This window comes from Mesorhizobium sp. WSM4848 (genome assembly GCF_055811375.1).
The window spans coordinates 417,320-442,382 of sequence record NZ_JBVVPX010000001.1 but is presented as its reverse complement, the minus strand read 5'-3'; the positions used below and the strand labels follow the sequence as shown (position 1 = coordinate 442,382).

The 25,063-nt window shown below is 61.8% G+C and carries 25 protein-coding genes; 19 read left to right on the top strand and 6 right to left on the bottom strand.

Annotated features, from left to right (window positions below):
- Positions 1–34 precede the first annotated feature (34 nt).
- Positions 35–1,363, top strand: coding sequence for a sn-glycerol-1-phosphate dehydrogenase (locus AC0L16_RS02150; protein WP_473618704.1), 1,329 nt, complete (start codon positions 35–37; stop codon positions 1,361–1,363).
- Positions 1,364–1,367: 4 nt separating this feature from the next.
- A complete protein-coding gene (locus tag AC0L16_RS02145; protein ID WP_473618703.1) occupies positions 1,368–2,177 on the top strand; it encodes an HAD family hydrolase in 810 nt (269 codons plus the stop codon).
- 178 nt (positions 2,178–2,355) lie between these two features.
- Here the strand turns inward: AC0L16_RS02145 and AC0L16_RS02140 are convergent, their stop codons facing one another.
- Entirely contained in the window at positions 2,356–3,276 is a 921-nt protein-coding gene (locus tag AC0L16_RS02140) for a sugar-binding transcriptional regulator (RefSeq protein ID WP_473618701.1), read from the bottom strand.
- A 155-nt stretch (positions 3,277–3,431) separates the two neighbouring features.
- On the opposite strand from AC0L16_RS02140, the gene AC0L16_RS02135 reads away from it, so the two are divergent.
- From AC0L16_RS02135 to AC0L16_RS02115, 5 genes are all read left to right on the top strand, one after another.
- On the top strand, positions 3,432–4,319 hold the full coding sequence (locus AC0L16_RS02135) for a carbohydrate ABC transporter permease (RefSeq protein WP_031255008.1): 888 nt from the start codon (positions 3,432–3,434) through the stop codon (positions 4,317–4,319).
- 1 nt (position 4,320) lies between these two features.
- Positions 4,321–5,193, top strand: coding sequence for a carbohydrate ABC transporter permease (locus tag AC0L16_RS02130; RefSeq protein ID WP_077381408.1), 873 nt, complete (start codon positions 4,321–4,323; stop codon positions 5,191–5,193).
- 59 nt (positions 5,194–5,252) lie between these two features.
- Entirely contained in the window at positions 5,253–6,758 is a 1,506-nt protein-coding gene (locus tag AC0L16_RS02125; RefSeq protein ID WP_473618700.1) for an ABC transporter substrate-binding protein, read from the top strand.
- Between the two features lie 69 nt (positions 6,759–6,827).
- On the top strand, positions 6,828–7,553 hold the full coding sequence (locus AC0L16_RS02120; protein WP_292161537.1) for an SDR family oxidoreductase: 726 nt from the start codon (positions 6,828–6,830) through the stop codon (positions 7,551–7,553).
- A gap of 31 nt (positions 7,554–7,584) precedes the next feature.
- Positions 7,585–8,652: an ABC transporter ATP-binding protein gene (locus AC0L16_RS02115; RefSeq protein ID WP_473618698.1), complete on the top strand. Its 1,068-nt coding sequence runs from the start codon at positions 7,585–7,587 to the stop codon at positions 8,650–8,652.
- 23 nt (positions 8,653–8,675) lie between these two features.
- Here the strand turns inward: AC0L16_RS02115 and AC0L16_RS02110 are convergent, their stop codons facing one another.
- The 3 genes from AC0L16_RS02110 to AC0L16_RS02100 form a co-directional block, all read right to left on the bottom strand.
- Positions 8,676–9,032 carry a DUF488 domain-containing protein gene (locus AC0L16_RS02110; protein ID WP_473618697.1) on the bottom strand — a complete coding sequence of 119 codons (357 nt, stop codon included), beginning with the start codon at positions 9,030–9,032 and terminating at the stop codon, positions 8,676–8,678.
- Positions 9,033–9,109: 77 nt separating this feature from the next.
- Positions 9,110–10,366 carry an aminopeptidase gene (locus AC0L16_RS02105; protein ID WP_473618695.1) on the bottom strand — a complete coding sequence of 419 codons (1,257 nt, stop codon included), beginning with the start codon at positions 10,364–10,366 and terminating at the stop codon, positions 9,110–9,112.
- Positions 10,367–10,448: 82 nt separating this feature from the next.
- Positions 10,449–11,363 carry a LysR substrate-binding domain-containing protein gene (locus tag AC0L16_RS02100; RefSeq protein ID WP_473618694.1) on the bottom strand — a complete coding sequence of 305 codons (915 nt, stop codon included), beginning with the start codon at positions 11,361–11,363 and terminating at the stop codon, positions 10,449–10,451.
- A gap of 450 nt (positions 11,364–11,813) precedes the next feature.
- On the opposite strand from AC0L16_RS02100, the gene AC0L16_RS02095 reads away from it, so the two are divergent.
- Together AC0L16_RS02095 and sbmA are read left to right on the top strand one after the other, a co-directional pair.
- Positions 11,814–12,974: a YbfB/YjiJ family MFS transporter gene (locus AC0L16_RS02095; RefSeq protein WP_473618693.1), complete on the top strand. Its 1,161-nt coding sequence runs from the start codon at positions 11,814–11,816 to the stop codon at positions 12,972–12,974.
- 122 nt (positions 12,975–13,096) lie between these two features.
- Positions 13,097–14,374, top strand: a complete 1,278-nt coding sequence (gene sbmA, locus AC0L16_RS02090) for a peptide antibiotic transporter SbmA (protein ID WP_473618691.1) — start codon at positions 13,097–13,099, stop codon at positions 14,372–14,374.
- A gap of 28 nt (positions 14,375–14,402) precedes the next feature.
- On the opposite strand, the gene AC0L16_RS02085 is transcribed toward sbmA, so the two are convergent.
- Positions 14,403–15,389: a polysaccharide deacetylase family protein gene (locus AC0L16_RS02085; RefSeq protein WP_473618690.1), complete on the bottom strand. Its 987-nt coding sequence runs from the start codon at positions 15,387–15,389 to the stop codon at positions 14,403–14,405.
- 289 nt (positions 15,390–15,678) lie between these two features.
- Here AC0L16_RS02085 and AC0L16_RS02080 point away from each other — a divergent pair, with 289 nt between their 5' ends.
- Together AC0L16_RS02080 and der are read left to right on the top strand one after the other, a co-directional pair.
- Positions 15,679–16,344: a tetratricopeptide repeat protein gene (locus tag AC0L16_RS02080; RefSeq protein ID WP_473618689.1), complete on the top strand. Its 666-nt coding sequence runs from the start codon at positions 15,679–15,681 to the stop codon at positions 16,342–16,344.
- Positions 16,345–16,408: 64 nt separating this feature from the next.
- Positions 16,409–17,839, top strand: coding sequence for a ribosome biogenesis GTPase Der (der, locus tag AC0L16_RS02075; RefSeq protein WP_473618687.1), 1,431 nt, complete (start codon positions 16,409–16,411; stop codon positions 17,837–17,839).
- Between the two features lie 41 nt (positions 17,840–17,880).
- On the opposite strand, the gene AC0L16_RS02070 is transcribed toward der, so the two are convergent.
- Positions 17,881–18,636 carry an SDR family NAD(P)-dependent oxidoreductase gene (locus AC0L16_RS02070; RefSeq protein WP_473618686.1) on the bottom strand — a complete coding sequence of 252 codons (756 nt, stop codon included), beginning with the start codon at positions 18,634–18,636 and terminating at the stop codon, positions 17,881–17,883.
- 190 nt (positions 18,637–18,826) lie between these two features.
- Here AC0L16_RS02070 and AC0L16_RS02065 point away from each other — a divergent pair, with 190 nt between their 5' ends.
- The 8 genes from AC0L16_RS02065 to AC0L16_RS02030 all read left to right on the top strand — a co-directional run bounded on the left by AC0L16_RS02065 (position 18,827) and on the right by AC0L16_RS02030 (position 24,994).
- Positions 18,827–19,423: a L,D-transpeptidase gene (locus AC0L16_RS02065; protein WP_473618685.1), complete on the top strand. Its 597-nt coding sequence runs from the start codon at positions 18,827–18,829 to the stop codon at positions 19,421–19,423.
- 199 nt (positions 19,424–19,622) lie between these two features.
- Entirely contained in the window at positions 19,623–19,763 is a 141-nt protein-coding gene (locus tag AC0L16_RS02060) for an ABC transporter (protein WP_473618684.1), read from the top strand.
- Positions 19,764–19,903: 140 nt separating this feature from the next.
- Positions 19,904–20,488 carry a hypothetical protein gene (locus AC0L16_RS02055; RefSeq protein WP_473618683.1) on the top strand — a complete coding sequence of 195 codons (585 nt, stop codon included), beginning with the start codon at positions 19,904–19,906 and terminating at the stop codon, positions 20,486–20,488.
- Between the two features lie 157 nt (positions 20,489–20,645).
- On the top strand, positions 20,646–21,233 hold the full coding sequence (locus tag AC0L16_RS02050; RefSeq protein ID WP_473618783.1) for a protein-S-isoprenylcysteine O-methyltransferase: 588 nt from the start codon (positions 20,646–20,648) through the stop codon (positions 21,231–21,233).
- Between the two features lie 10 nt (positions 21,234–21,243).
- On the top strand, positions 21,244–22,023 hold the full coding sequence (locus tag AC0L16_RS02045; RefSeq protein ID WP_473618681.1) for a hypothetical protein: 780 nt from the start codon (positions 21,244–21,246) through the stop codon (positions 22,021–22,023).
- Positions 22,020–22,910, top strand: coding sequence for an SDR family NAD(P)-dependent oxidoreductase (locus AC0L16_RS02040; RefSeq protein WP_473618680.1), 891 nt, complete (start codon positions 22,020–22,022; stop codon positions 22,908–22,910). Before AC0L16_RS02045 ends, AC0L16_RS02040 begins: the two co-directional genes overlap by 4 nt.
- 258 nt (positions 22,911–23,168) lie before the next feature.
- The gene (locus tag AC0L16_RS02035; protein WP_473618679.1) at positions 23,169–24,353 is read left to right on the top strand and encodes a cell wall hydrolase; all 1,185 of its coding nucleotides are present in this window, start codon (positions 23,169–23,171) and stop codon (positions 24,351–24,353) included.
- A gap of 242 nt (positions 24,354–24,595) precedes the next feature.
- The gene (locus AC0L16_RS02030; protein WP_023799399.1) at positions 24,596–24,994 is read left to right on the top strand and encodes an AtpZ/AtpI family protein; all 399 of its coding nucleotides are present in this window, start codon (positions 24,596–24,598) and stop codon (positions 24,992–24,994) included.
- Positions 24,995–25,063: the final 69 nt, after the last annotated feature.

Sequence of the window (25,063 nt, the reverse complement as noted above, 5' to 3'; positions counted from 1 at the left end):
GCCTCGATTACAGGGTCGCCAGCATGAGGACGTCATGACCAATCCGGCAGCCGGATCCTGGACGGCATTGATCGACGACATTCTGGACGGGCGCTGGACCAACCCGGAGACCGGGAAAAAGGCGGTGGTGCCGTATGACCGGATTGTCATTGAAGAAAGCCTCGAAGGGCGGGCGGCCGATCTGGTTTCGGAGCTCGATCTGGGCGAGCGGTTCACGGTCGTGGCGGATGCCGCCACCTATGATGCGCTTGGCGAGCGCGTTGCGCGCGAACTGAAGACGCTCGGCCCTGTCGATGTGGTGATCCTGGATCACCCACATGCCGACATGGCCAATGTCGAAAGCCTGGCCGTCAAACTCGCCGATGCAGACGCCGTGGTCGCGGTCGGTTCCGGGACGATCAACGATCTCTGCAAGTTCGTCACCGGAAGGAATGGACGGCGCTATTGCGTGTTCGGGACGGCCGGTTCGATGAACGGCTACACATCGACGACTGCGTCCATCACACTGGAAAGCGGCCTGAAGGTATCGCTGCCTTCCCACGCCCCATCAGGCTTTTTCGTCGATCTTGGCGTCTCCGCTGCCGCCCCGACCTATCTGTCGGCAGCGGGGTTCGGTGACTGCCTTTGCCGCTCGGTCGCCCAGATCGACTGGTGGATGTCGCACCGTCTGCTTGGCACGGCCTACCATCAGGTCCCTTTTCTCATCCAGGAAAAGGATGAGGCGGCGCTCAACCAGCGTGCTGCAAAGCTTCCCGAACACGACATCGAGGCCAATGGCTATCTCTATCGCGTACTGACGCTCTGCGGTCTCGGAATTGCCTTCACCGGCGTCTCAAATCACGGTTCCATGGGCGAGCATCAGATATCGCATTACATCGACTGTTTCGCCGGCGAGCGTCACCCCGGCACGCTGCACGGCACCCAGGTCGGCGTCGCTTCGCTCACCATGGCGCGATTGCAGCAAGCAATGCTGGCAAGCGAAAAGCCGCCGGTGGTGAAGGCGACGAAGATCGATCCTGACGACATGGTCCGCCGCATGGGCCCGGCCGTCGCCGCACAATGTCTCGACGAACTGAAGAAGAAGGCCTTCGACGAGACTGCCGCCGCAGCATTCAACGAGCGGCTGCAGGAGCTCTGGCCGACACTCAGGCAGGAGCTCAAGCAATTCCTGATGCCAGTCGACGAGATGCAGCGCCTGCTGAAATCCACCGGCGGGCCGATTTCAGCGGCCGAACTGGGCACGCCGGCCGATTTCTATCGCGAAGCCGTCGTTCATTGCCGGGAGATGCGCAATCGCTTCTCGTTCCTCGACATTGCTGCGGATGCAGGAATGCTGGAGGATTTTGCGCGCGGGGAAGCCTGACCGGATGCGCGACCTCGCCGAATTCGGACCCGAAACTGCATCGCGCATTCGCGGCGTCTTCTGCGATATCGACGACACGCTGACCACCGAGGGTCGTCTTCCGGCCGATGCCTACCGTGCGCTCGAACGCCTGCACGAGGCGGGCCTTGTCGTTGCTCCCATTACCGGGAGACCGGCAGGCTGGTGCGACATGATTGCCCGGTTCTGGCCGGTCACCGGCGTGATCGGCGAAAATGGCGCTTTTTACTTCGCTTATGACCAGGCAACGCGAAAGATGATCCGGGTTTTCGCGGCGAGCGCTGAGGAACGCCGGGAAAACAGGCGCAGACTTGCCGAACTGGAAAAGCGCATTATCGAGGAAGTGCCGGGTTCGGCGGTATCCGCCGACCAGCGATATCGCGAAGCCGACCTGGCCATCGACTTTTGCGAGGATGTTCCGGCGCTGCCGCTCTCCGATGCCAGGCGCATCAAGCAGATTTTCGAGCAGGCCGGCGCTGTCGCCAAGATTTCGTCGATCCATGTGAACGGCTGGTTTGGCCGATACGACAAGCTGGCGATGACGCGCCGCTTTGCAAGCGAGAGGCTGGGAACCGATCTCGATGCCGAAAGGCAGGCCTATGCGTTCGTCGGAGACAGCCCGAACGATGCCCCGATGTTCGGGTTCTTTCCGAACTCGTTCGGGGTCGCGAATGTGATCGACTTCCAGGGACAGATCGACGCCGAACCGGCTTTCGTCGCCAGGTCGCGGGGTGGACGCGGCTTCGTCGATATTGCCGATATGATCCTGGCAAACCGAAGGTCGGGAGAGGTCTGATCGGCAGGCGCCAAATGTGCCGATTGCAAAAGACGCAAAGGATGTTCTGCAGGCGATGGAACCGAACCAGGGACGGCTTAGGGAAGATTCGCTGCCAGTCGGTTTTCAGATGAAAGCCGGCGAGATGCACCAGGCAGTATCGCACAGCAGCTTCGGTTGCTGCCGCAATGCCGGCCGGTCACAGCGAACTGCCCGTCTCCTGGTCGGTTATGAGGCCGGTGAAGAATCCCTTTTCCAGGAGCTTGGTCATGATGCCGACCTTGTTCTTTCCGCCGGAAACAAGGATGCGTTTGGGAATGTTCAGCGTGTCGCTGGGATAAACCCCGACAATGCGCTCGTTGACGGGATGGTCGATGAGTTCGGCGTCCCGGTCGAAGAAATAGCCGAGAAAGTTCCCGATCGGCTTCAGTCTCAGGATATCGTCGAATTCCTCGTCGGTCATGTAGCCGACGCTCCGCAGCGTCGAGCTGGTTGTGCCGCCGACGCTCATCAGCGCAAGGTCGGCGTTCAGCGCCTTCTGGATAACCTCGCGCGCGCTCGGTTGCTGCAGGATCGTTTCGCGGCTTTCGCGGCTGTCGCAGATGATCGGTCCGGGGAGATAGTAGGATTCGGCCTGGGTGCGCTGGGCAAAGACGGCGGCGGCGTCGTATTTGTCGATCGACGACCGGCGCGACAGCGAGCCGAGAAGCGGCACGACGGTAACGTTCCTGAGCGCCACCGGCTCGATGTTGGAAGCGAGCCATCGCATGGTTCGGCCCCACGCCATGGCGATCGTCATGTCGTCCCTGAGCAGCGTCTCGACCGTCTGCGCGGCATAGATGCCGATCACTTCGGAGAGCCCAAGCTCCGAACCGGTATCGTTGGGTGTGACGCTGCATATGTCGAGCCGGTACTTTCGCCTGAGCTGTTCTTCCATTTCGAGCGCCTGGGAGGTCCCGGCGTTGATGCGGATCGAGACGATGCCGCGCTCCTTCGCCTCGGCCAGCAGCCTGTGGATCTTGGTGCGGTTGATCTGCAGCCGCTCGGCGATGGCCTGCTGCGTTTCGCCCAGCACGAAATACTGATGGGCAACCCGTGCCAGCAGACCGATCGACGTCATGAGGGTCCTCCGATGCTTGTGGCGCACTCATCCGAATGCCGCTGTAGCCGGCCAACAAGTGCTTGCCACGGACAGGGCGACGATATAGCATTTGAACAAATGCACAAGATATGAACATTTGTGCATCGCAAAACGAAGCGGTTCGGGAGGAACGCGTGCGGGTTGCCCAAGCCAGACGTTTCGTCATTTCGGATCACCCACTGCCCTGGCTGCTGCCGCTGGTGGCGATCCTGCTTGTCTTCACCGTCTACCCCCTGATCTACAACATCTGGCTGAGCTTCCATGAGTTCGTCCCGCGCCGGCGGGCGCTCGAATTCGTCGGAACGGAAAATTGGGTGCAGCTGTGGAACGACACGCGGTTCTGGCAGTCGCTCGTCATCACCTTCACCTATTTCGCCATCGCGCTGATCTTCGAGCTGGTGCTCGGCATGGCGATCGCGCTGCTCCTCGACAGCGACGGCTTCGGTTTCGGATTCCTGCGCGGCGTGCTGACGATGACGCTCGTCATCCCGCCAGCCATTGTCGGCATGATGTATCTGCTGATGGAGGATCCGCAGTTCGGCGTGATCAGCTATCTCCTGCAGTCGATCGGACTGCTCAATTCGAACAACCCAATCCTCGCCACTGCGTCGACCGCGCTTGCCGGCGTTCTCGTCGCGGAAATCTGGCAGTGGACGCCGTTCATGGTGCTCATCTTCCTCGCCGGTCTCAGGGCGCTGCCGCCGGAGCCTTACGAGGCCGCGATGATCGACGGCGCGTCGTCGTTCCAGATTTTCCGGCGCATCACCTTGCCGATGATGTCGAAGGTGATCGCCATCGCCGTGCTGGTCCGCGGCATCGATCTGTTCCGCGTTTTCGACTACGTCTTCGTCATGACCTCCGGCGGGCCGGGAGCGTCGACCTACTCGCTGTCCCTCTATGCATGGCAGCAGACGTTCAGCTTCGTAAAATGGGGCTATGGAGCCACGCTCAGCCTCGTCACCCTGGTGATCATCCTCGTCATTGCCAACCTCTTCATCCGTATCGCCAAGGTGAGGTGGTAGAATGAACGGCTCCTTCTCGACCCGCATGCTTCGCACCATCGCCGCCTGGGTTGTGGTCGCGATCTTCTTCTTTCCGATCTACTACTGGACGTCGGTGGCGTTCAAACACGGCAACGACATCTTCAACCGGCCGCCGAAACTGTTCGCCTTCACGCCGACCTTCGACAATTTCCAGAAGGTGTTCGGGATTTCGCTGGGCAGCGGCGGCATCACCGTGACGCCGGGCGGCGGCAACTTCTACATGGCGCCCCGCGTCTGGGATTCGATCGTGATCGCGACGCTGTCGACCGTGCTCGCCGTCGCCATCGCCACGCTTGCCGCCTATGCCCTGTCGCGAATGAACTTCCGCGGCCGGCACAGTTTTGTCGGATGGGTGCTGTCGACGCGCATGATGCCGCCCGTCGCGGTCGCGGTCCCGATGTTCTTCATCTACAAGAATTTCGGTCTCATCGACACCTATACCGGCATGGTGCTGATCCACGCGCTGATGAACCTGCCGCTCGCCGTCCTCCTGATGAAGAGCTTCTTCGACGACATTCCCTCCGAGATCGACGAGAGCGCGATCGTCGATGGCGCCAGCCGCTTCATGATTTTTCGCCGGATCGTGCTGCCGATGGCCAAGGGCGGCATCGCCGCCACGGCAGTGCTCTGCTTCATCTTCAGCTGGACCGAATTCCTCTTTGCGCTGACCCTGACCACCACCTCGGTCAAGACCGTGCCAGTCGTCTCGTCGACCTTCGTCACCTCGATCGGCACCGCCTGGGGCAACATGGCCGCGCTTGGCGCCGCATCCATCATTCCCGCTTTCATCTTCATTCTGTTGGTTCAGAAGCACCTCGTGCGCGGTCTCACGATGGGATCGTTGAAACAATAGATGGGAGGCTCGAATTCGCAGCCTTGTGAAAATCGCGAATTAAACCGGAGGAGTAGACAATGAAAGACAGCATCAGAAAGGCGCATCTTGCTTCTGTCACCGACCGCTTCGTTCGCGGACAGATGGACCGCCGCTCGTTTCTTCGCGCAGCAAGCATTCTCGGCCTCGGTGCCGGCGCGCTCGGCATGGGCTTGGGACGACGTCCGTTCTACGGCATCAGCCAGGCATCGGCTCAGGAACAGGAGCTAAAGCCCAGCGCCGAAGTCACCAAGTGGCTCTCGGATGTCGGCAAGCCCTTTGCCGGAACGACGCTTCGTCTCGCCACCGAATCGACGCCGCCGTCGAATGCCATCGCCACGCAGCTCAAGCAGTATTTCGAGGAGGCTACCGGCATCAAGGTCGAGATCGAAGTGCTGCCGCTCGAGCAGGTGCTGCAGAAGCTGACGCTCGACGTGGCCTCGAGCCTTGGCACTTACGACCTCTACTATATCGACCAGAGCTGGGCGGCGAGCTTCAGCCAGGACGTCTTCGATCCGCGTGAGCAGCTCAAGAACGCCGACCTGGCAATGCCGAACTACAACATCGACGACTTCCTGAAGCCGCTCGTCGACGGCATCGCCATGTACGAAGACCGCATGGTCGGCGTGCCCTACGACATCCCGATCTTCATCATGCAATACCGCAAGGACGTCTGGGACGAGCTCAAGCTGCCGCCTCCGGCCACGCTGGACGATTTGCTAAAAGCGTCTGCGGCGATCACCGACGCCAAGGGCCCGAACATGTACGGCACCAGCGGCCAGATGAAATCGGGCCATTACAGCCTCGAATGCGATTGGACGGCGTGGCTTTGGGGCCATGGCGGTTCGATTTTTGGCCCCGACGGCAAGTTCACCGGCAATGACGACGCCGGCTTGGCCGCCATGGCCTACTGGGACAAGCTCAAGGCGACGATGCCGCCCGGCGTCGACGGCTGGACATGGGACGGCGAGGGCCAGTCGGTCGGCCAGGGCGTCGCCGCCTCGATGCTGTCCTGGGGCGAATTCTTCCCGTTCTTCGACGATCCCAAGGCCTCCAAGGTCTCGGGCCTGATGGAAGCGATGGTTCCGCCGAAACCTGCCGCGACGCTGCGCACCGTCGAGCAGACCGGGTTCGGCGAAATTCCGGGCGTTGGTCACCAGGGCGGCTCTTCGCTCGCGGTATCGAAATACTCGAAGAGCCCGGACGCCGCCTGGATTTTCATGCAGTGGGCGACCTCAGCCGATACCCAAGCGCTGATAACGGTTCTGGGCGGCGGTACCGGGCCAACGCGCACCAGCGTCTATGACGATCCGCGCGTGCTGGCCAATGCGCGTGTTGGCGCCGGCACGACCCGCCACTTGCCGGTCGTGCGCGACACCATCGCCAACTACATGGGATCCGAGCCCGACCTGCCGGCATGGGCAGAACTCTCGAGCGACATGATCCCGGTTGCGCTGGGCAAATACTTCGCCGGCCAGTCGGGCTCGGCCAAGGAGTCGCTCGACGCCCTGAAAACCCAGGTCGACGATCTCGTCGCCAAGGGCTGAGTCTTCCCCCGGGCTGGCTGCCCGAAGGCCGCCAGCCCGGGGTATCGACAATTTCGATTGAGGAAAGCCATGGCTGGAAAACAGCTCGTAGCAGTGACAGGAGCCAGTTCTGGTATCGGCGAGGCGGTCGCCAAGGCGTTTTCCCGCGCCGGCCACCCTGTTTTGATGATGGCCCGCCGTCTGGAGCGCATGGAGGCGCTGAACCTGCCCGACAGCATGGCTCGGCAGGTCGATGTCCGCGACCGCGCCGCGATCGCGGCTGCCGTGAAGGAGGCGGAAGCCGAATACGGACCGGTCGACATGCTGTTTGCCAATGCCGGCATTGCGCGGCTTGCCGACATAGGCCGCCAGCCGCCCGAGGAATGGGACGAGATGATCGACATCAACACGAAGGGCGTGCTGAATTCGGTCCACGCCGTGATGTCGGGCATGATGGAGCGCCGTCATGGGACCTTGTTCATGATGAGTTCGATCGCTGGCCGGAAGGTCTATCCGGATCATACCGTTTACTGCGGGACGAAATTCTTCGTTCACGCCGTCTCGGAATCGCTGCGCGACTATCTTTCCGATTACGATGTCCGCGTGGTCGTGCTTTCGCCCGGGGTGATCGAAACCGAAGTTCTGAGCGGCGTCCTCGATCCGCAGACGCTCGCCAACTACAAGGCCAATAAGCTCAAGATCGGCGGCGGCATCGGACCGGAGCACGTCGCTGACCTCATGCTGCACACCTACCAGATGCCGCAGAACGCTCTCGTGCAGGAAATCGTCATCACGCCGACCAGGCAGAAATACTGACGACCCGAATCCGGGCGTCTGGAGAGAGAGAATGGCTACCGTAGAATATAAGAACATCGCCAAGAGTTTCGGGCATGTCGAGGTGATGAAGGACATCTCCTTCGGCATTGCTGACCGCGAATTCGTCGTCCTTCTTGGGCCGTCTGGCTGCGGAAAGACCACGCTCCTGCGCATGACAGCCGGGCTCGAGCGAGTGACCAACGGCGATCTGTTGATTGGCGACAGGCGGGTCAATGACGTTCACCCGCGCGATCGCGACATCGCGATGGTGTTCCAGAACTACGCGCTCTATCCGACGATGAAGGTGTTCGACAATATCGGCTTCAGTCTCGAAGTGGCGAAAGTGCCAAAGGCCGAGATCAGGAAGAAGGTCGAATGGGCGGCGGAAATCCTGAATCTCACGCCCTACCTCGGCCGCTATCCCAAGGAACTGTCGGGCGGCCAGCGCCAGCGCGTCGCCATGGGCCGCGCCATGGTGCGGAATGCCGCCGTTTTCCTCTTCGACGAGCCGCTCTCCAACCTCGACGCCAAGCTGCGCACGCATATGCGCGTGGAAATCCGCCAACTCCACAATCGTCTCGGCACGACCACGATCTACGTCACCCATGATCAGATCGAGGCGATGACGATGGCCGACAAGATCGTGCTGATGCATGCCGGCAGGATCATGCAGATCGGCACGCCCGACGAGGTCTACGAGCGCCCGAACTCGAAATATGTTGCTGATTTCATCGGCTCGCCGTCGATGAATTTCATCGCCGGCGCTGTCGAGACCGCAGGCGGCCGTCCTCGCTTCGTCGCTGAAGGCGTGTCGATCGGCCTCTCACCGCAGATCAAGGCGACGCCAGGCCAAAAGGTCATCATGGGCGTCCGGCCACACGATCTCGGCATTTCGGATGCGGGTGAGATCAAGGGCGAGGTCGTGCTGTCCGAAACGACCGGCGCGGATGTTCAGATTCATTTGCGCGTGGCGGGATACGACGCTGTCGCCGTGGTGCCGCGTGACGAGCGCCGCAACGCCGGCGCCGCGATCAATCTTTCGGTGCTGCCGGGCAAGGTGCATCTCTTCGATGCGGCCACGGAACTGCGCGTCGCCTGAGTGATCCGGCAGCACGCGCTGCCTCAGCCCTTCAGGCTGAGATAGTCGGCCAAAGCCACCGCGTTGTTATGCAGTTCGTCCTGGGCGCCGTAGAGCAGCGTCACCCGGCCGTTGTCGAGCAGGGCGCGCAACTGGCCGACCGCCGCGCTGTTCCTGTCGAGTTCGCCGCGATAGCGCTGCTGGAATTCCATCCAGCGCGTCGGATCGTGGCCGAACCATTTGCGCAATTCATCGCTTGGCGCGATGGTCTTCAGCCATAGCTTCAGTTCGGCGTCTTCCTTGCGGACGCCGCGCGGCCATACGCGGTCTATGAGCACCCGCTGCCCATCGCCAGGCGAGGGCGGCTCGTGGATGCGCTTGACCCTGATATCGAGTTTCATTGCCAACTCCGGGGTTGGCCGCCATGACGGCTTGCCGGCCATGACGGCTTGCTGGCGGCTGCTTACGCCCACTCGCCCTACGCCCACTCGCCCTTGCGCATCACCGGCACGCGGCCGCCGTCCTTGCCGACGCCGTCGATGTCGACCTTGTCCGAACCGATCATCCAGTCGATGTGGATGAAGCTCTTGTTGCCGCCGCGCGCAGCGATCTCGTCCTGAGTGAGCGAGGCGCCGTCGACAAAGCACTTCGAATAGCACTGGCCGAGCGCGATATGGCTGGCGGCATTCTCGTCGAACAGCGTGTTGAAGAACAGCAGGCCGCTCGCCGCGATCGGTGAGGAATGCGGCACCAGCGCGACCTCGCCGAGCCGGCGCGCGCCTTCATCGGTGTCGAGCACCTTCTTCAGCACATCCTCGCCGCGGCTGGCCTTGGCCTCGACGATGCGACCCTCCTCGAAACGCACCGCAATGCCGTCGATCAGCGTGCCTTGGTACGACAGCGGCTTGGTGCTCGAAACATGGCCTTCGACGCGCCTTGCATGCGGCGTGGTGAAAACCTCCTCGGTCGGGATGTTCGGATTGCAGGTGATGCCGTTTTTGGCGGTCGAGGCGCCGCCCATCCACTCATGGCCGTCGGCCAGACCGACGGTCAGGTCGGTGCCGGGTCCGGTAAAATGCAGCGCGTGGAAATTATGGCCGTTCAGCCATTCGGTGCGGCTGCGCAGCGCCGCATTGTGCGCTGTCCAGTTGCCGATCGGGTCGTCCACGTCCACCCGCGAAGCGGCGAAAATGGCATCGGCGAGTTTTGCCACGGCGACATCGTCGGCATCGTCGGGAAAGACCTGCCTGGCCCAGGCCAGGTCGGGATAGGCGACGATGTTCCAGTTGATGTCGAAGCCGGTGATCTTTTCCAGTGCCGGCTGGTAGGCGATCGAGTTCGCCTTGTTGGCGCGCGCCACCTTCGCCGGATCCTGCGCCGACAGCAGCGACGGATCCTCGCCGCGCACGGCAAGCCGCGCCGAATGGTTGGCGAAGGCCTTGGCCATGCCCTCATAGAGCCAGCCGGCGGCGTGGTCGAAGCTGGCATCGGCGCCGTAGCGAAAGCGTGCCAGCGTCATCTCGTCGTCGTTGAAGATCGGCGTCACCAGGCCGGCGCCGGCCTTGTAGGCATGCTCCACGATCCGTCGCGTCAAAGGCAGCGCTGCGATCGACGATGTCACCACCAGATCCTGCCCCGGCTGCAATTGCAGCCCGACCTTGATGGCGACTTCTGCCAGCCTGTCGAGTTTCACCGGGTCGATCGTTGCGGCAACGCCGCGCGAATGTGTGGTCATGATCCTGCCTGTCGCAATTGGGAGTCTGGTTCTTACATAGACCGGTGGCACCGGTCTTTCCACCGTGATCGACCGGGCCTCCTCAGGCCGCGCCGGCGAGCGCGCCGAACTGCGCCATCGTTGCCTCGATCTCCTCGCGGATCCAGATCTTGAAATCGCGCAGCTTGCGGCTCTCGCTCTTGCTGGCCGAGGTCACCAGCCAGTAGCCCAGCCCGCTCTCAGCGCGGACGCCGAACGGCGCGACCAGCCGGCCGTCGGCGAGAGCGTCAGCCGTCAGCAATTGCCAGCCGAGCATGACGCCGTGGCCGGCGATCGCCGATTCCAGGCAAAGCATCGGGTCGGTGAAGCGCGCGCCCTTGAGGAAGCTGACCGGCTTTACCCCGGCCGCCTCGAACCAGCTTTCCCAGCTGATCATCGCTTTTTCGTCGGTGATCGCGCAGGTCAGGGCGAGATCTTCGATTGATTTCAGTTTGTCGGCGATCGCCGGAGCGCAGACCGGGAAGACTTCCTGCGCCAGCAGCAGTTGCGCGCGCACGCCCGGCCATTTGCCGTCGCCAAGCCGGATGGCGATGTCGATGTCCGAGCGATCGAGATCGGCGATCCGCACCGAGGCGTCGATGCGCAAAAGCACATTCGGATGGCGGGCGAAGTGACGTGACAGTCGAGGCAGCAGCCACTTCGAGGCAAAGGCCGGCGCGACTGAGACCACCAGCGTGCATTCGGAGGCCTCGTCGGCGAGCGCCACGGCTTGGGCGAGCTCGCGGAAACCTGCCCCGAGCCGGGCGGTGAAGACGGTGCCGAATTCGGTCGGCACCAGACCGCTTGCCGTTCGTTCGAACAGCGCCTGGCCAAGTTGCGCTTCCGTCCGCCTGACTTGCTGGCTGACGGCGCTGGCGGACACGTTGAGTTCGCTCGCCGCAGCCGAAAGCGATCCCAGGCGGGCGACGGTTTCCACGGCGCGCAGGCCGTTGAGGTGGACGCGGTTCAGCATGGCCATACAGTTTTTCTGAACCGGCACGGTTGAAATCTCAATTGAAATACACGGTAGATTTTAAGGAACAGGCAGACCTGTGGAGGAAAAATACGATGAAGATTTTGTCACTGCTCAGGGTCTTTTCCGGCACAAGAGCAAAGCCGGTCGCATGAAAACGAGGCCATCCGATGGGCGACCGATCCGCTGTCGCATCCTGTGCTCGACACCATGTCGGAGCGTGAACTCGGCGACGTGCCGTTCCGGCTGACGGCCCGGCGCACGGCTTACGAGACGGGCACCGGGCAGGTCGGCTGCGGCTGAAATCCTCCGCACACAGAGGATTTGACTTTAATTAGACCCGAAAAGGACTGCGGACGGTCGCTGCGGAAACGTTCGCGGGACAGCGCCCCCCTCTGCCCTGGCCCAATAAAAGGCGGATTGTCTCACTGGCAGGCGCCCCTATGGTGCACTGCAATGAGAACCGCTTCGCCGTCTCCTTTGCGCCTCGCCTTCGCCGGCATGATTGCCCTGGCCGTCGCCATGGGCATCGGCCGCTTCGTCTACACGCCGATCCTGCCCGGCATGATGGAGGAACTTGGCCTGTCGCCGGCCGATGCCGGCTGGATCGCATCCGCCAACTATCTCGGCTATCTCGTTGGCGCGCTCGCGGCCGTCGGCGGCTGGGCGCACGGTCGCGAGCGCCTGCTGATGCTTGCCGGTCTTGCCGCCACCGCAGTCCTCACCGGGCTGATGGGCCTGGCCGACACGATGGCGGCTTTTCTCGTCATCCGCTTTCTTGCCGGTGTGGCCAGCGCCTTCGTCCTGGTGTTCATGTCCAGCATCGTTTTCGGCCATCTCGCCGCGGCCGGCCGAAACGACCTGCAGGCGCTGCATTTCGGCGGCGTCGGCCTTGGCATAGCGGCGTCCTCGGCGCTGATGGCGATACTCGTCACCGAACATGCCGGCTGGCCGGCGGGCTGGTTCTGGTCCGCCGCGATCTCAGCCTGCGCCATTGCCGTCGTGGCGCTGCTGCTCGGCCGCACTGCGACCGCCAACGGTGCCGATGGTCGCGAACCGGCGCTGCCGAAGGACCGCTCGCTGACCAAGATCATTGTCGCCTACGGGCTGTTCGGCTTCGGCTATATCGTGACGGCGACGTTCCTGGTCGCCATCGTCCGGCAGGGCGGCGGCGGCCGCGTCTTCGAAACCATCGTCTGGATGGTCACCGGCCTTGCCGGGATTCCCTCGGTCTGGCTTTGGCAGAAGATCGCAGGAAAGATCGGGCTCTACCAGGCTTATGCCTTGGGGTGTCTTGTCGAGGTGGTCGGCGTCACCGCGAGCGTCACTATGGGCGGACAATTTGGGCCGCTGCTCGGCGGGTTTCTGCTTGGCGGCACCTTCATCGCCATCACCGCGCTCGGCTTGCAGAGCGGAAGGCAGCTTGCCCCGCAAGCGCCACGCCGGATCCTGGCGTTGATGACGGCATCCTTCGGCCTCGGCCAGATCATCGGTCCGGTCGTCGCCGGCCTGCTTGCCGAAGCCTCGGGCGACTTCTTCCTCGCATCGATTGTGGCCGCCGCCGTCCTGCTTGTCTCCGGCGCGGTCATCTGGTCGGCTGCGCCAAAATCGCCATGATTGTGGTCTTGCTCCGTGCCGGGCATCACGCACCGGCCATTTTCATTCCGATCGAGGTGTGACCTTATGCCCGCTGAACAGCAACGCCGCTGATTTGCGCATCGACCGAGGATTTCCCTACAGTGTTCGTATCCTTCTTCCCGCAGCCGAAGCTGTTCTTCATTTCGGCCGTCGCCTGGAGCCTTCTGCTCGTCCTCCTGTGGTTTTTCGGCGGCGAGCACCTTGGCACGATCCTCGGCATGCCGCCGGTCGATCCGCAGGCAGCACCCGTCATCAGCCCGATAAGATTCCTGACGCCGGCATTCCTCTGGTTTTACGGATATTTCTTCGCCGGCATGGGCGTATTCTATCTTTTCTGGGCGCTGTATGCCCCACATCGCTGGCAGATCTGGTCGATCCTTGGCTCTGGTTTGATTATTTTCGTCACCAATTTCATCGTGCAGATCAGCGTGGCGCTCAATGACTGGCGCGGCATGTTTTACACCATGGTGCAGAAGGCGCTGACCACGCCGGGCTCCGTTTCCCCTGCCGAGCTTTACTATGGAGTATGGCAGTTTCTGTCGTTGGCCCTGGTCTATATGAGCATTGCCGTCCTGAACGTCTTTTTCGTCAGACACTATGTGTTTCGCTGGCGCACCGCGATGAACGATTATTTTACCGCTTACTGGCCGCGGCTGCGCCATATCGAAGGGGCGTCGCAGCGCGTTCAGGACGACACGATGCGCTTCTCCAGCACAATGCAGGGGCTCGGAGTGAACTTCATCGATTCCATCATGACCCTGATTGCATTCCTGCCCTTGCTGGCCTCCCTTTCTCTCCATGTCTCAACGCTCCCTATCGTCGGCGCAATCCCTTATCCGCTGGTCATCGCGGCGATCGCCTGGTCGCTGTTTGGCACCGGCTTGTTGGCAGTCGTCGGCGTCAGGCTGCCCGGGCTGGAGTTTCGCAATCAGCGGGTTGAAGCCGCTCTGCGCAAGGAACTTGTCCTCGGCGAGGACGATACGGCACGCGCGCAGCCACCAACGCTGGCCGAGCTTTTCAGAAATGTTCGCAAGAACTATTTCACGCTCTACGCGCACTATGTCTATTTCGACATGGTCCGTTATCTCTATCTCCAGGTCGATAACGTTTTCGCCACGCTTATTCTGGTTCCTACCTTGGCTGTCGGCAAGATAACCCTTGGCGTTTTCCAGCAAATTGTCGCCGCCTTTTCGCAGGTCGCCAGTTCGTTCCAATATCTCGTGAATTCCTGGCCGACCATCGTCGAGCTGATCTCCATCTACAAGCGCCTGCGCGCCTTCGAGGCGACGCTTGAAGGGGCGCCGCTGCCGGAAATCGACCAGGCCTATCTGGAGCGGGAGCGAGCCGGCTTGCGGCCTGAGGATCAGCCGGTAAGTTGAGCGTGACGGGGCGGCGCGCGCTTCCGGCTCAGCCGCCCACCGACGCCTGCTTTTGCCGGCGTTGGCGCGAAACATAGTCGCGAAAACTGAGGCACTCGACGTCGGGCATGGTGCAGACCTCGCCGGCAAAGCGCTCCAGTGCCTTCCAGTAGGCGCCGTCATTCATCAGTGTGAAGTGGAAGCCGAGTTCCAGCGGAATGCGTCTGCCCTGGTATTGGGTGTCGAAGGCGGCGTAAAAAGCGTCATAGGTCCGGTTGGCGAATTCGTCCGCCTGGCTCGGCCGCTCGAAACCACCGGAATGCCTGACATAGAGATTGTAGTCCATCGCGATCACCCGCCTTGTGTCAGGACCTTCCGGAATCTGCGGCAGTGAGAAGCGTGTGATGCCGTCGCTGGTCTGTGGCCGGGCAGGGCCGCGCGACACACCGCTGGCGTCGAACCAATAGCCCGCCTTTGGCAGCGCCTCGTAAAGCGCCTTGTTTGCCGACAGATAGGGTGCGCGAAAGCCGACCGCCTTACGTGCGATTTCGCGCCAGCCTGCGGGTTCGGAGGTAATAGCATTGATCGAATAGGCGTTTTCGAGAATGCGCTTGAACGAACCGAACTCGCTCAGCCAGTCGGCCTTGTTCCAGTCCTTGCCGTCGAAATGGCCGCAAGCGTGGCTGCCGATGTCATGCCCTTCCAAGGCGGCGAGGTTGATCTGCTCGAGCCGGTCAGCGACGTCCTGCTTCGAGGCGGCAAAGCCGATATTGGATTTGCCTGATGTCTTGCCGGGCGCCGTGTATTCCTTGCGCGTCTCCGGCGACAGCAGGAAGACGCAGGACACGAAGTAGGTGAAACGGGCGCCGGTGCGCTGGGCCAGCGCCCGGCTGCGCTTCCATTGCGAAATATCGCGGGCGCTGTCGAACGAGATGTGGACGGCCTGCTTCGGCTTTACCGGCGCTGGCGGGTCGGCGACAGCGGCGCCCGCCGCAGCAAGCGACGCGATCGAAAACGCAACAGCGCGGGGAGTCATCAGTGTCCGATCTGGATTTTGAGGATGGTTCGCGCAGCGGCTATCGGCGAAATGTGGCGTGGGTGCGGTCGCCCTTTTCGGTCATCCTTGACATCGCCTGTCCGGCGATTAGCCGATTTTCCGGTCGAACCCCTTCCATGCCGGCAAAATTTCGCTAAAACGCCGCATCGGCCTGAAGTGCAGAATTGATTTTCAGGAAGCACGATGCGCAAATTCAAAGTGTTAGAGCGTACTTTCCATGGACGCACGTCGCTCTAAACCGCCCTGAGGCGGGCAGGATGGTTTTGAGATGTCGGACGACAGTTTTATCCGCGAAGTCAATGAAGAGATGCGTCGCGATCAGGCGCATGCGCTATGGGACCGTTTTGGCCCTGCCTTGCTTGCGCTCGCGGTGCTGGTCGTGGTCGGCACCGCAGCCTTCGTCGGCTATCGCTATTGGGACGAGACCCGCGCCAATCGCTCGGGCGATGCCTTCTCGCAGGCGCTGAAGCTCGCCAATGAAGGCAAGAGCGACGAAGCGCTGGCAGCCCTCGATGCGCTGGAGAAGGATGGCTACGGCGCTTATCCGCTGCTCGCGCGCATGCGGGCGGCAACCGTCAAGGCGGATAAGGGCGATGTCGCCGCCGCCGTCAAGGACTTCGACGAGGTCGCCGCCGATACGGACATTCCATCAGGCCTTCGCGACATGGCGCGCCTCAGGGCAGCATTGCTGCTCGTCGACCACGGTTCCTTCGCCGATGTCTCCAGCCGCGTCGAGGCGCTCACCGCCGATACCAACCCGCTGCGCCACACGGCGCGCGAAGCGCTCGGCCTTGCCGCCTGGAAGGAAGGCAAGGCGACGGACGCACTGAAACTGTTCGACCAGATCGCCTCGGATGACAGCGCCCCGCGCAACGCGCGCGAGCGGGCGACCTTGATGTCGGAGCTGATTCGTGGGTCGGGCGGCGTATCCTAATGCATGTCGCCCAAAAGTGTGGTTCGGTTTTGGGACAACGACATGCTGGCAGATGTAGGGCCGCATGACGTTCAAAGTCGCCATCATCGGCCGGCCTAACGTCGGCAAATCGACCCTTTTCAATCGTCTGGTGGGAAGGAAGCTGGCGCTTGTCGATGACACGCCGGGCGTCACCCGCGACCGTCGCGTCCATGCCGCCAAGCTCTACGACCTGCATTTCGACGTTATCGACACTGCCGGCTTCGAGGATGCTGCTGCTTCGACGCTGCCGGGCCGCATGCGCGCCCAGACCGAGATCGCCATCCGCGAAGCCGACCTGATCTTTTTTACCATCGATGCCAAGTCCGGCCTGATGCCTGACGACAAGACCTTCGCCGAGATCGTGCGCAAGTCCGGCAAGCCGGTTGTCGTGGTCGCCAACAAGGCCGAGGCGCGCGGCGCCCAGGGCGGCATGCTGGAGGCCTGGGAACTCGGCCTTGGCGAGCCGATCCCGGTCTCGGCCGAACACGGCCAGGGCCTGCCCGATTTGCGCGATGCGGTGATATCAGCACTGGGCGAGGCGCGCGCCTTCGGCGAAGAAGAGGATGCCGACGAGGAGGCCGCCGCCAGCGAGGTGCTGATCGGCGAGGACATCACCTATCCGGACGCCGAGCCGGGCTATGACGATACCAAACCGATGCGCATCGCCGTCGTCGGCCGTCCGAACGCCGGCAAGTCGACGCTGATCAATGCCCTGATCGGCGAGGAGCGGCTCCTGACTGGGCCAGAAGCCGGCATCACCCGCGATTCCATCTCCGTCGACTGGGACTGGCATGGCCGCCGTCTCAAACTGTTCGACACCGCCGGCATGCGCCGCAAGGCCCGGATCCACGAAAAGCTGGAAGTCATGTCGGTGCAGGACGGCTTGCGCGCCATCCGCTTTGCCGAGATCGTCATCATCGTGCTCGACGCCACCATTCCCTTCGAGAAGCAGGATCTGCAGATCGCCGACCTGATCATCCGCGAGGGCCGTGCGCCGGTGATCGCCTTCAACAAATGGGATATGATCGACCGTCCCCAGGAACTTCTGGCGGAACTGCGCGAGAAGACCGAGCGGCTGTTGCCGCAGGCGCGCGGCATCCAGGCGGTGCCGGTCTCGGCCGAGACCGGGCGCGGCCTCGACAAGCTGATGGATGCCGTCATCAAAACGCACAGAGTGTGGAACAGCCGCGTCTCGACCGGCAAGCTCAACCGCTGGCTGGAAGGCATCCTGGCGCATCATCCGCCGCCTGCCGTCGCCGGTCGCCGGCTGAAGATCAAATATGTCACCCAGGCCAAGACGCGCCCGCCGGGCTTCGTCGTGTCCTGCTCACGGCCGGACGCGATGCCGCAATCCTATGTTCGCTATCTCTCCAACAGCCTGCGCGAAGCCTTCGACATGCCAGGCGTGCCGATCCGCATCGCCTTGCGCACCTCGGAAAATCCGTTCGCCGGCAAGGCGAAGAAACGCCACTGAGCGCCGCGTCTTCCGGGCGCCGGCATAGACCGCGACGCGCTTTAATGGGCGGTGTAAGCTCCGTCCACCAGATGGTAGCTCCCAGTGATAAAGCTGGCCTGATCGGACAACAGGAAGCACACAAGAGCCGCTACCTCTTCCGGTTTGCCGCGCCTGCCCATCGGCTGAAGGGCTGCCATGCGCCGGGTGGCCAATGTCTCAATTTGCTCCGATAGAAGCGGCGTTTCGATCCAGCCGGGGCCGACGGCATTGATTCGGATGCCCATCCTCGCATATTCAATCGCCGCAACCTTGGTCAGTCCAACGACCCCGTGTTTCGCTGCCGTGTATGCGGACGCAGTCGGCAAGCCGACGGAACCGAGAATCGAGGACATGTTCACGATGGCGCCTCCGCCTCGATCCAGCATGGCGGCGATTTCGTACTTCATGCTGTAGAAAACGCCATTCAGATTGACGTTTATCAGCTGGTGCCAGTTGTCGAGCGGATAGTCTGCCGTCGCTTTTCGAACGCCGTCGATACCTGCATTGTTTACCGCCATATCCAGTCCGCCGCATTTCTGGACAGTGAACTCGATCAGCTTTTCGACGGCTGCCGCATCCGTGACATCGACCGCAAAGTCGTGGGCCCTGCCGCCTTGCGCGCTTATTTCGGCGGCTCTGCAGCGCGCGGCCTCGGCATCAAGGTCGGCGACAACAACTTCGGCTCCTTCTTGCGCGAGTTGCCGTGACACAGCCGCTCCTATTCCGGAGCCTGCGCCGGTCACAATCGCGACTTTACCATGGAAGTCAGGCTTCATCGTCTCTGTCCTATGCCCATTGTGGCCTAACCGAACAGAGGCGGACGGTTATCGCAAGAAGTTTCGCTCCAATTCGCTCGTCAATCCTGTGAATTCATTTTGCCACCCCACAGCGAGACTTGGCCCGCAGGCCTTGCAATGGTAGAGACGAGGAAGGGCGGTAGATTGACCAGTTTCCTAGCAGGTAGAAATGGAAGAACACAACATTGCGCGCCGGGGGCTCGTGCTGGGAAGTCTGGCTCTGATGCTCTCCGGGTGTACGTCGACGTTACAGCAGGTGACGGAGCCGATTTCATCCGCGTTCGGACCAAGGAATGGCCTCAATCCTCGTTTCCGACGGAAGCAAGTGCGGTACGACGGAAACGAGCCGCCTGGAACGATCGTCGTCGATACTTCGCGACGTTTTCTCTATGCCGTCGAGGGCGACGGGTGGGCGACGCGCTACGGCGTCGGCGTCGGCGAGCAGGGGCTTTCGTTCAAGGGTACAGCGACCGTCGCCCGCAAGGCGGACTGGCCGTCGTGGACACCCACCACCAACATGATGAGGCGCAAGCCTCGCCTGGTGAAATATGCAGGCGGGGTCCCTGGTGGACCAAACAACCCGCTTGGTGCGCGTGCCCTTTATCTCTATCGCAACGGGCGCGACACCTACTTCCGGATACATGGTACAAACGAGCCATGGACGATAGGCACAGCGGTATCGAACGGGTGCATCCGTTTGACAAATGACGACATCATCGACCTCTACGACCGGACTCCTTTGGGCACGACGGTGGTGGTGGTTTGATGGTGGGCAGGCCTGATCTTCGTTGGATGGTGCGCCCTGCCGGCACGTCACCGCAGAGGTGTCGCCTGCAACCGGGTGCCGAGTGTGTCATTTCTGCACTAGGCTTTGGTGTAGATCGCAGCTAACTTGGTGGGGCTGCATATCTTTTTATTTGTGGCGATTCTATAGGCTCTTCCGCCCCTGGGGAAAGGATTGCTTGATGAGCAGGATGTTGATTGTAATGGTTGCTACCCTCGCCGTTGCCAGCCTGAGCGGCTGCGCGAACGGCTGGATCGGTAAAGGAAAGGGGAAGGCTCCTCCGCCGGAACCCGTTGCCGTAGAAGAGCCCGTGATTAAATAAGCACCGGCTTTCGGAGATGGGGAAGGGCCGCCAGGCCCTTCCCCATCGATATGCAGGGGCCAAGGCCGGATTCGCAGCCTACCTGAGGTTGGCGGGCATAGGCTGGCACCAGGTGTGCGGTCCTCGGAGTTCTGGATGAGATGACGCTTGTAAGTGGCCGTTCAACAATTGTGGCCCTGCTCGCGCTTGTTGTGGCGTCATGCCAGTCGCAGGACAATAAGCCTCAGCCGACTTTTGTATCCAATGATCGGGCACTGAGAACCGCGGCGATGCCGGCGCGCGCGGCCCAACGACATTTCATCGAGTTCCGCTCCCGGTACGCCCTTACCTACGGCCATTCGTACGTGATTTTTGGACGATTGAACCAGGCGGGACGGATGGTCAACCCCGAAGTCGCGGGGCTCGCTCCGAAGTCTAATGATCCCAATGTCTATGTTCTCGGCCATTTGGCGCCCGTGCCAGCCTCGACCGGGTGGACGGACGGCGACCTGGAAGATGCCTACCGGTCGGCAAGCTGGCGAGTTTTAATCACCGAAGCCGAATACAGGAAAGTCGTTGCGAGCATACGAAAGCTGCAGGCCAGCTCTCCGCTTTGGCACGCCTCGCTCTACAACTGCAACGCATTCGTAGCGGACATCGCCAGATCGATGGGGTATAAGACCCCCGGTACCTGGCTCCGGCCGCAACAATTCATAACCAAGCTTCGGGAGATGAACGGGGGTTGAAATGCGATTGGCAAAACCCGCTTTCGCGTCATTCGCCCGGTCAAGTCCGAAAGGAGCACGCTCTGAATGTCTATCGGTCGACAATTCGGACGCTGACATCGTTGCGACGGTTTATCGTGGTCCCAGATCGAGAAAAGGCTCCGTGACTAAAGTGACCATTTCTGTAGCATCACTTGGCGAGATCATTTGGGTGATCGGCCTCGTTGCCTGGTACGTGATCCGGTATCCCTTCGAGCGCCGGGCAAGGCGCGTGCGAATTGTAGCTGGTGGCCGCTCAACTTCCGACACCGTCGGGCTTGCATCGGCTCTCCTTGGCCTGGCGATCCTGCCTGGCTTCTATGTCGCCACCGGCGTCCCCGCAGCGGCTGACCATCCGGCCAGCGTGTGGTCGGTGGCGCTCGGAACCATCATCTTCTGCTCCGCGCTGTGGATTTTTCGCATGTCCCACAAGGAACTTGGCCGTAACTGGTCGATCACGCTCGAGATTCGCGAACGGCATGAACTGGTCAGCGCCGGGCCATACGCCTTGGTCCGTCACCCGATGTACACCTCGTTCCTGCTTATGGGGCTCGGCCAGCTCTTTCTGCTGCCGAACTGGGTTGCGGGCATAGCCGGTTTGATTGGTTTCGCCGTCCTTTTCCTGCTGAGAGTGGATAAGGAAGAGCGTATGATGCTGGAGAATTTAGGCTCGCAATACCGTGCCTATATGGAAAGGACCAAGCGAATATTCCCTTATCTTTATTAGAGGTCGTTTGATGCGAGGCCGAGCCCTCAAGCTTTCGGCGCCCCGGCGCCTTGTTGGCGACCTGATGAGGTTTTCGATCGGCGTGCCACGCGTTGCAGTGCAGCGCCAGATGAACCTCGGCCCACTCCTAAGGGCCAGAATGGCGCAGCAGACCAGGCCCTCGTGGACCGCGATCTTCCTGAAAGCATATGCTCTTCTCGCCCTGGAGATGCCGGAGCTGCGGCGCGCCTATGTCAAGTTGCCCTGGCCGCAACTTTACGAGTATCCGGCAAGCGTTGCCTCGATTGCCCACGAACGCGAATATGATGGCGAGCCGGCCGTTCTGCTGAGCTGCATCAAGTGCCCGGAGCGCTACTCCATCACCGAACTTGAGGGGTCCATCCACGCGGCTCGATCACGGCCGATCCTCGAGGTCCCTGAGTTCCGGCGTGCCTTGCGCATGGCAGGTGCGCCCGCGCCAGTCAGGTGGCTGCTTATGTGGCTAGGGTTGAACATCGCCCGGCAAAGGGCAAATTACTTCGGTACCTTCCAACTGTCCGTCTATTCTGGTCTCGGTGCGGAATCACTCAACCCGCTGACACCATTGACCACGCTTCTGAACTACGGTCCGATCGGCAACGACGGATCGGTGAATGTGCGCATCCACTACGATCACCGGGTCATGGATGGAGCGAACGTCGCACGAGCACTGGAGCGATTCGAAAAGATTCTGAACGGCACTGTCGCCAATGAAGTGGTGCTGCTCGGTCAAGGTGTTGCCGCTCCTGCAAGACGGAGGAACGCGACGTGATTTCGCACGATGAATTCCGGCCAGCCGTCGTCGTGATTGGCGGCTCGGGTGGAATTGGCCGGGCAATTGCGGGCGTCGCTGCACGGGAGCGCGGTGCGGTTGTGCTGGTTGCCCGCTCGCCCGAGGGTTTGGCCGCCGCGGCATCTGAAGTTCGGGAGGCGGGTGGCGAGGCATTCACGCTCGAGTTGGATCTCGTGGCAGGCGATGCGCCAACGCGCCTGGAGGGCTTTCTGTCCGCACACGGCCTGGTCTGTGATGTCCTGGTCAACAGCGCCGGCCATGGCCTGCGGGGCGCGACGACGGCGCTGCCTATTGATGGTCAACTCGGCATCATCGATCTCAACATACATTCCCTCACAGAACTGACCCTTCATTTTCTGCCCGGGATGGTGGCGCGCCGACGGGGCGGGGTGCTCAATCTCAGTTCCGTGGCCGGCTTCCTTCCCGGACCTTACATGGCTCTGTACTTCGCCAGCAAAGGTTTCGTGCGCTTCTTCTCAGAGGCGCTTCACCAGGAATTGCGCCGAACCGGTGTGACGGTCACATGCGTGGCGCCAGGCCCGGTGTCGACGGAGTTTCTCGCAAGGTCAGGCGCCAATCAGACGGTGCTCTTCAACGTCTTGCCCAAGGTGGATGCGGAGTATGTGGCCGAACGTGCGTGGCGAGGGTTCAAATCCGGTCGTCGCCTCGTCGTGCCGGGAATCTCGGCCAAGTTGGTGGCCCTTGCGGCGACGCTCCTGCCTTCCGCAGCGCTGCTGCCCCTGGTCGGCCGGCTGCAACGCAGCGGCAATGATCAATGTCCTTGCGGTTCAGGTATGAAGTTCAAGAAATGCTGCGGTACCCGCCAGATCCAGCTGCGCCGGGGGCCTCGGGGAATTACCCCCTGACCGGACCAGCACGCCACCGAAAAACCTTATTGAAGCAAGAGACCGCTCGCCGACGGCGGGCCGTTAAGCATGTTCGTGGCATAGAGGAGGCTCCTCCATCTCTGAACAGCGCTCTGCGGAGTGGTTATTGCGACCGTTGGAGCCGTTCCAACAAAGCCTTTGAAATGATTGGCGCTGTCGAGCTCCGTTAACGCCCCATCAAGGTTAATGCATCATCGTGCCTCTCCAGTGGGGTCCGTTGCGTTTCTGGAGAGTTCCGTGCATCGACGTGTTTTGAAGCGGCTTGTCGCTTTCGCCGGTGAGAAAAGACGTTCCTTTCTGTCTCCTCTGGTCATTGGACTTGGCATCTGGGTCGGCTTTCCCAATGTCATCGCCTACCAGGACATGACGAGCCTGGTCTCCAGCCTCAAGGCGCCGAGCGCCCGCTGGAACGCCTATGTCGAGAAATCCGTCGCCGGCTCGGTCCATGCCGCCGAAATGCCTTTCCTCGATTCCGACACCACCGGCTCGATCTCGGGTTCCGGCGTCCGCTTGCCCGGCATCGGCGCCGTGTCGTTTCGCGGCAAGGGCAGCGTGGCCAGCACGACGCCCGACGAAGACCGCGTCATGCGCGCCGACAAGAAGGGCCGCATCATCATCGTCTCGCCGGTCGCGCCGCCGAAGAACTTCAATGCCGGCTCGGTGTTTGAGCGCACCTCCTCGCTGCTTCGCCCGAGCATGGACAGCGGCCTGAAAATGGCTTTCGCCAGGCCCGAGATCAAAGGCAAGGAGATCCAGATTGCCGCCGCGTTTCATAGGCGCGTCGACAAGAAGCCGGATCCCGGCGTGCCGGCCATGCTGGCCGCGCTGGTCAACAACGACCGCCCCGACGTCCTGGCGACGGCCTACGCAGCGGCCGCGCCTGACTATGCCCAGGCTTCGCCCTTCGAGGCCTTGCTTCAGGACGAGAAGCCGAACGATGGCCGCTTCATTCCGCCGGTGGCCAAGGGCGATCATTCGTGGATGCAAGTTCCGCTGCCGGCGAGCGTCTTCTCCAAAGCGGAACAGACTTGCCTCGCCAACGGCATCTATTTCGAGGCGCGCGGTGAATCGGTGCGCGGTCAGGCCGCCGTCGCCCAGGTCATCCTCAATCGCGTTCGCAATCCGGCCTATCCGAACTCGATCTGCGGCGTCGTCTATCAGAACGACAAATGGTTCAACCGTTGCCAGTTTTCCTTCGCTTGCGACGGCAGGAAGAAGCGCATCCAGAGTCCCGCCCACTACAAGACCGCGCAGGACATCGCCATGGCGGTCACTGCCGGCAAGATCTTCATCCCGGAAGTCGGATCGTCGACCCATTACTACGCCAACTACGTCAACCCGGGTTGGGCGCGGACGATGAAAAAAATGACCAGGATCGGCCTGCACATCTTCTATCGCACTTATGGCGGCGGCTGGAGCTGAGCGCTCCGGCAAGGCCCCGGGCGCGGCCGATCGAAGACCCGTCGCCGCAGGGATTCGGCCGCGGCACGCCAGCGGCGGTAGCGGGCACGATGTCGCACCCTGGCAAGCTCTTGATTTTCATGGGAAAAATACTTAACGCTGAAGTCCTGCCCGTGGCTTGACGGGCGCGGACCCTCTAACTATGTTGCCGGCGACTTAATAGCGGACGGACGGTGACGATCTGACCGGGCAAGGGGGTTGCGATGGCCGACAAGAATGGGCCAGACGGAACCGGAGAAACCGGCCGCGGCAAACAGCGTCAAGCCGATATCCGCGACGACGATCTTGAGCGCCGCCGGCGCGACCTTGAAGCATCGCTTGCGACAAGGCGGCCGGACCGGCTCGAGGGGAAAGACGACGCGAAAGCGGGCAGTGCGGCCGGATATGGCCAGGCGCTCAAGCTATCCAGCGAGTTCATCGCCGGGATAGTGGTTGGTGCTGGTCTTGGCTGGATCATCGACCGTGTGGCGGGGACATCGCCATGGGGTCTGATCGTTTTTCTCCTGCTCGGTTTTGGCGCCGGCGTGCTCAATGTCCTGCGCTCCGCGGGACTTATGGCGGAATTCGGACAGGGCGACAAAGCCCGCGATCCGAAAGAATGACTTGAGCGCCGCTTGCCGGCGCAGTGAACAGGACACTAAAGCCGCGCGCGGCTTTGATGGGGATTTAAA

Coding starts and splice junctions, on each gene's coding strand:
- AC0L16_RS02130 (WP_077381408.1), top strand. CDS start 4,321: ATGAACGGCTCCTTCTCGACCCGCATGCTTCGCACCATCGCCGCCTGG.
- AC0L16_RS02150 (WP_473618704.1), top strand. CDS start 35: ATGACCAATCCGGCAGCCGGATCCTGGACGGCATTGATCGACGACATT.
- AC0L16_RS02070 (WP_473618686.1), bottom strand. CDS start 18,636: ATGAAGCCTGACTTCCATGGTAAAGTCGCGATTGTGACCGGCGCAGGC.
- AC0L16_RS02060 (WP_473618684.1), top strand. CDS start 19,623: ATGAGCAGGATGTTGATTGTAATGGTTGCTACCCTCGCCGTTGCCAGC.
- AC0L16_RS02085 (WP_473618690.1), bottom strand. CDS start 15,389: ATGACTCCCCGCGCTGTTGCGTTTTCGATCGCGTCGCTTGCTGCGGCG.
- AC0L16_RS02140 (WP_473618701.1), bottom strand. CDS start 3,276: ATGACGTCGATCGGTCTGCTGGCACGGGTTGCCCATCAGTATTTCGTG.
- AC0L16_RS02110 (WP_473618697.1), bottom strand. CDS start 9,032: ATGAAACTCGATATCAGGGTCAAGCGCATCCACGAGCCGCCCTCGCCT.
- AC0L16_RS02080 (WP_473618689.1), top strand. CDS start 15,679: ATGTCGGACGACAGTTTTATCCGCGAAGTCAATGAAGAGATGCGTCGC.
- AC0L16_RS02145 (WP_473618703.1), top strand. CDS start 1,368: ATGCGCGACCTCGCCGAATTCGGACCCGAAACTGCATCGCGCATTCGC.
- AC0L16_RS02100 (WP_473618694.1), bottom strand. CDS start 11,363: ATGGCCATGCTGAACCGCGTCCACCTCAACGGCCTGCGCGCCGTGGAA.
- AC0L16_RS02065 (WP_473618685.1), top strand. CDS start 18,827: ATGGAAGAACACAACATTGCGCGCCGGGGGCTCGTGCTGGGAAGTCTG.
- AC0L16_RS02125 (WP_473618700.1), top strand. CDS start 5,253: ATGAAAGACAGCATCAGAAAGGCGCATCTTGCTTCTGTCACCGACCGC.
- AC0L16_RS02115 (WP_473618698.1), top strand. CDS start 7,585: ATGGCTACCGTAGAATATAAGAACATCGCCAAGAGTTTCGGGCATGTC.
- der (WP_473618687.1), top strand. CDS start 16,409: ATGACGTTCAAAGTCGCCATCATCGGCCGGCCTAACGTCGGCAAATCG.
- AC0L16_RS02095 (WP_473618693.1), top strand. CDS start 11,814: ATGAGAACCGCTTCGCCGTCTCCTTTGCGCCTCGCCTTCGCCGGCATG.
- AC0L16_RS02045 (WP_473618681.1), top strand. CDS start 21,244: ATGCGAGGCCGAGCCCTCAAGCTTTCGGCGCCCCGGCGCCTTGTTGGC.
- AC0L16_RS02120 (WP_292161537.1), top strand. CDS start 6,828: ATGGCTGGAAAACAGCTCGTAGCAGTGACAGGAGCCAGTTCTGGTATC.
- AC0L16_RS02105 (WP_473618695.1), bottom strand. CDS start 10,366: ATGACCACACATTCGCGCGGCGTTGCCGCAACGATCGACCCGGTGAAA.
- AC0L16_RS02055 (WP_473618683.1), top strand. CDS start 19,904: ATGACGCTTGTAAGTGGCCGTTCAACAATTGTGGCCCTGCTCGCGCTT.
- AC0L16_RS02030 (WP_023799399.1), top strand. CDS start 24,596: ATGGCCGACAAGAATGGGCCAGACGGAACCGGAGAAACCGGCCGCGGC.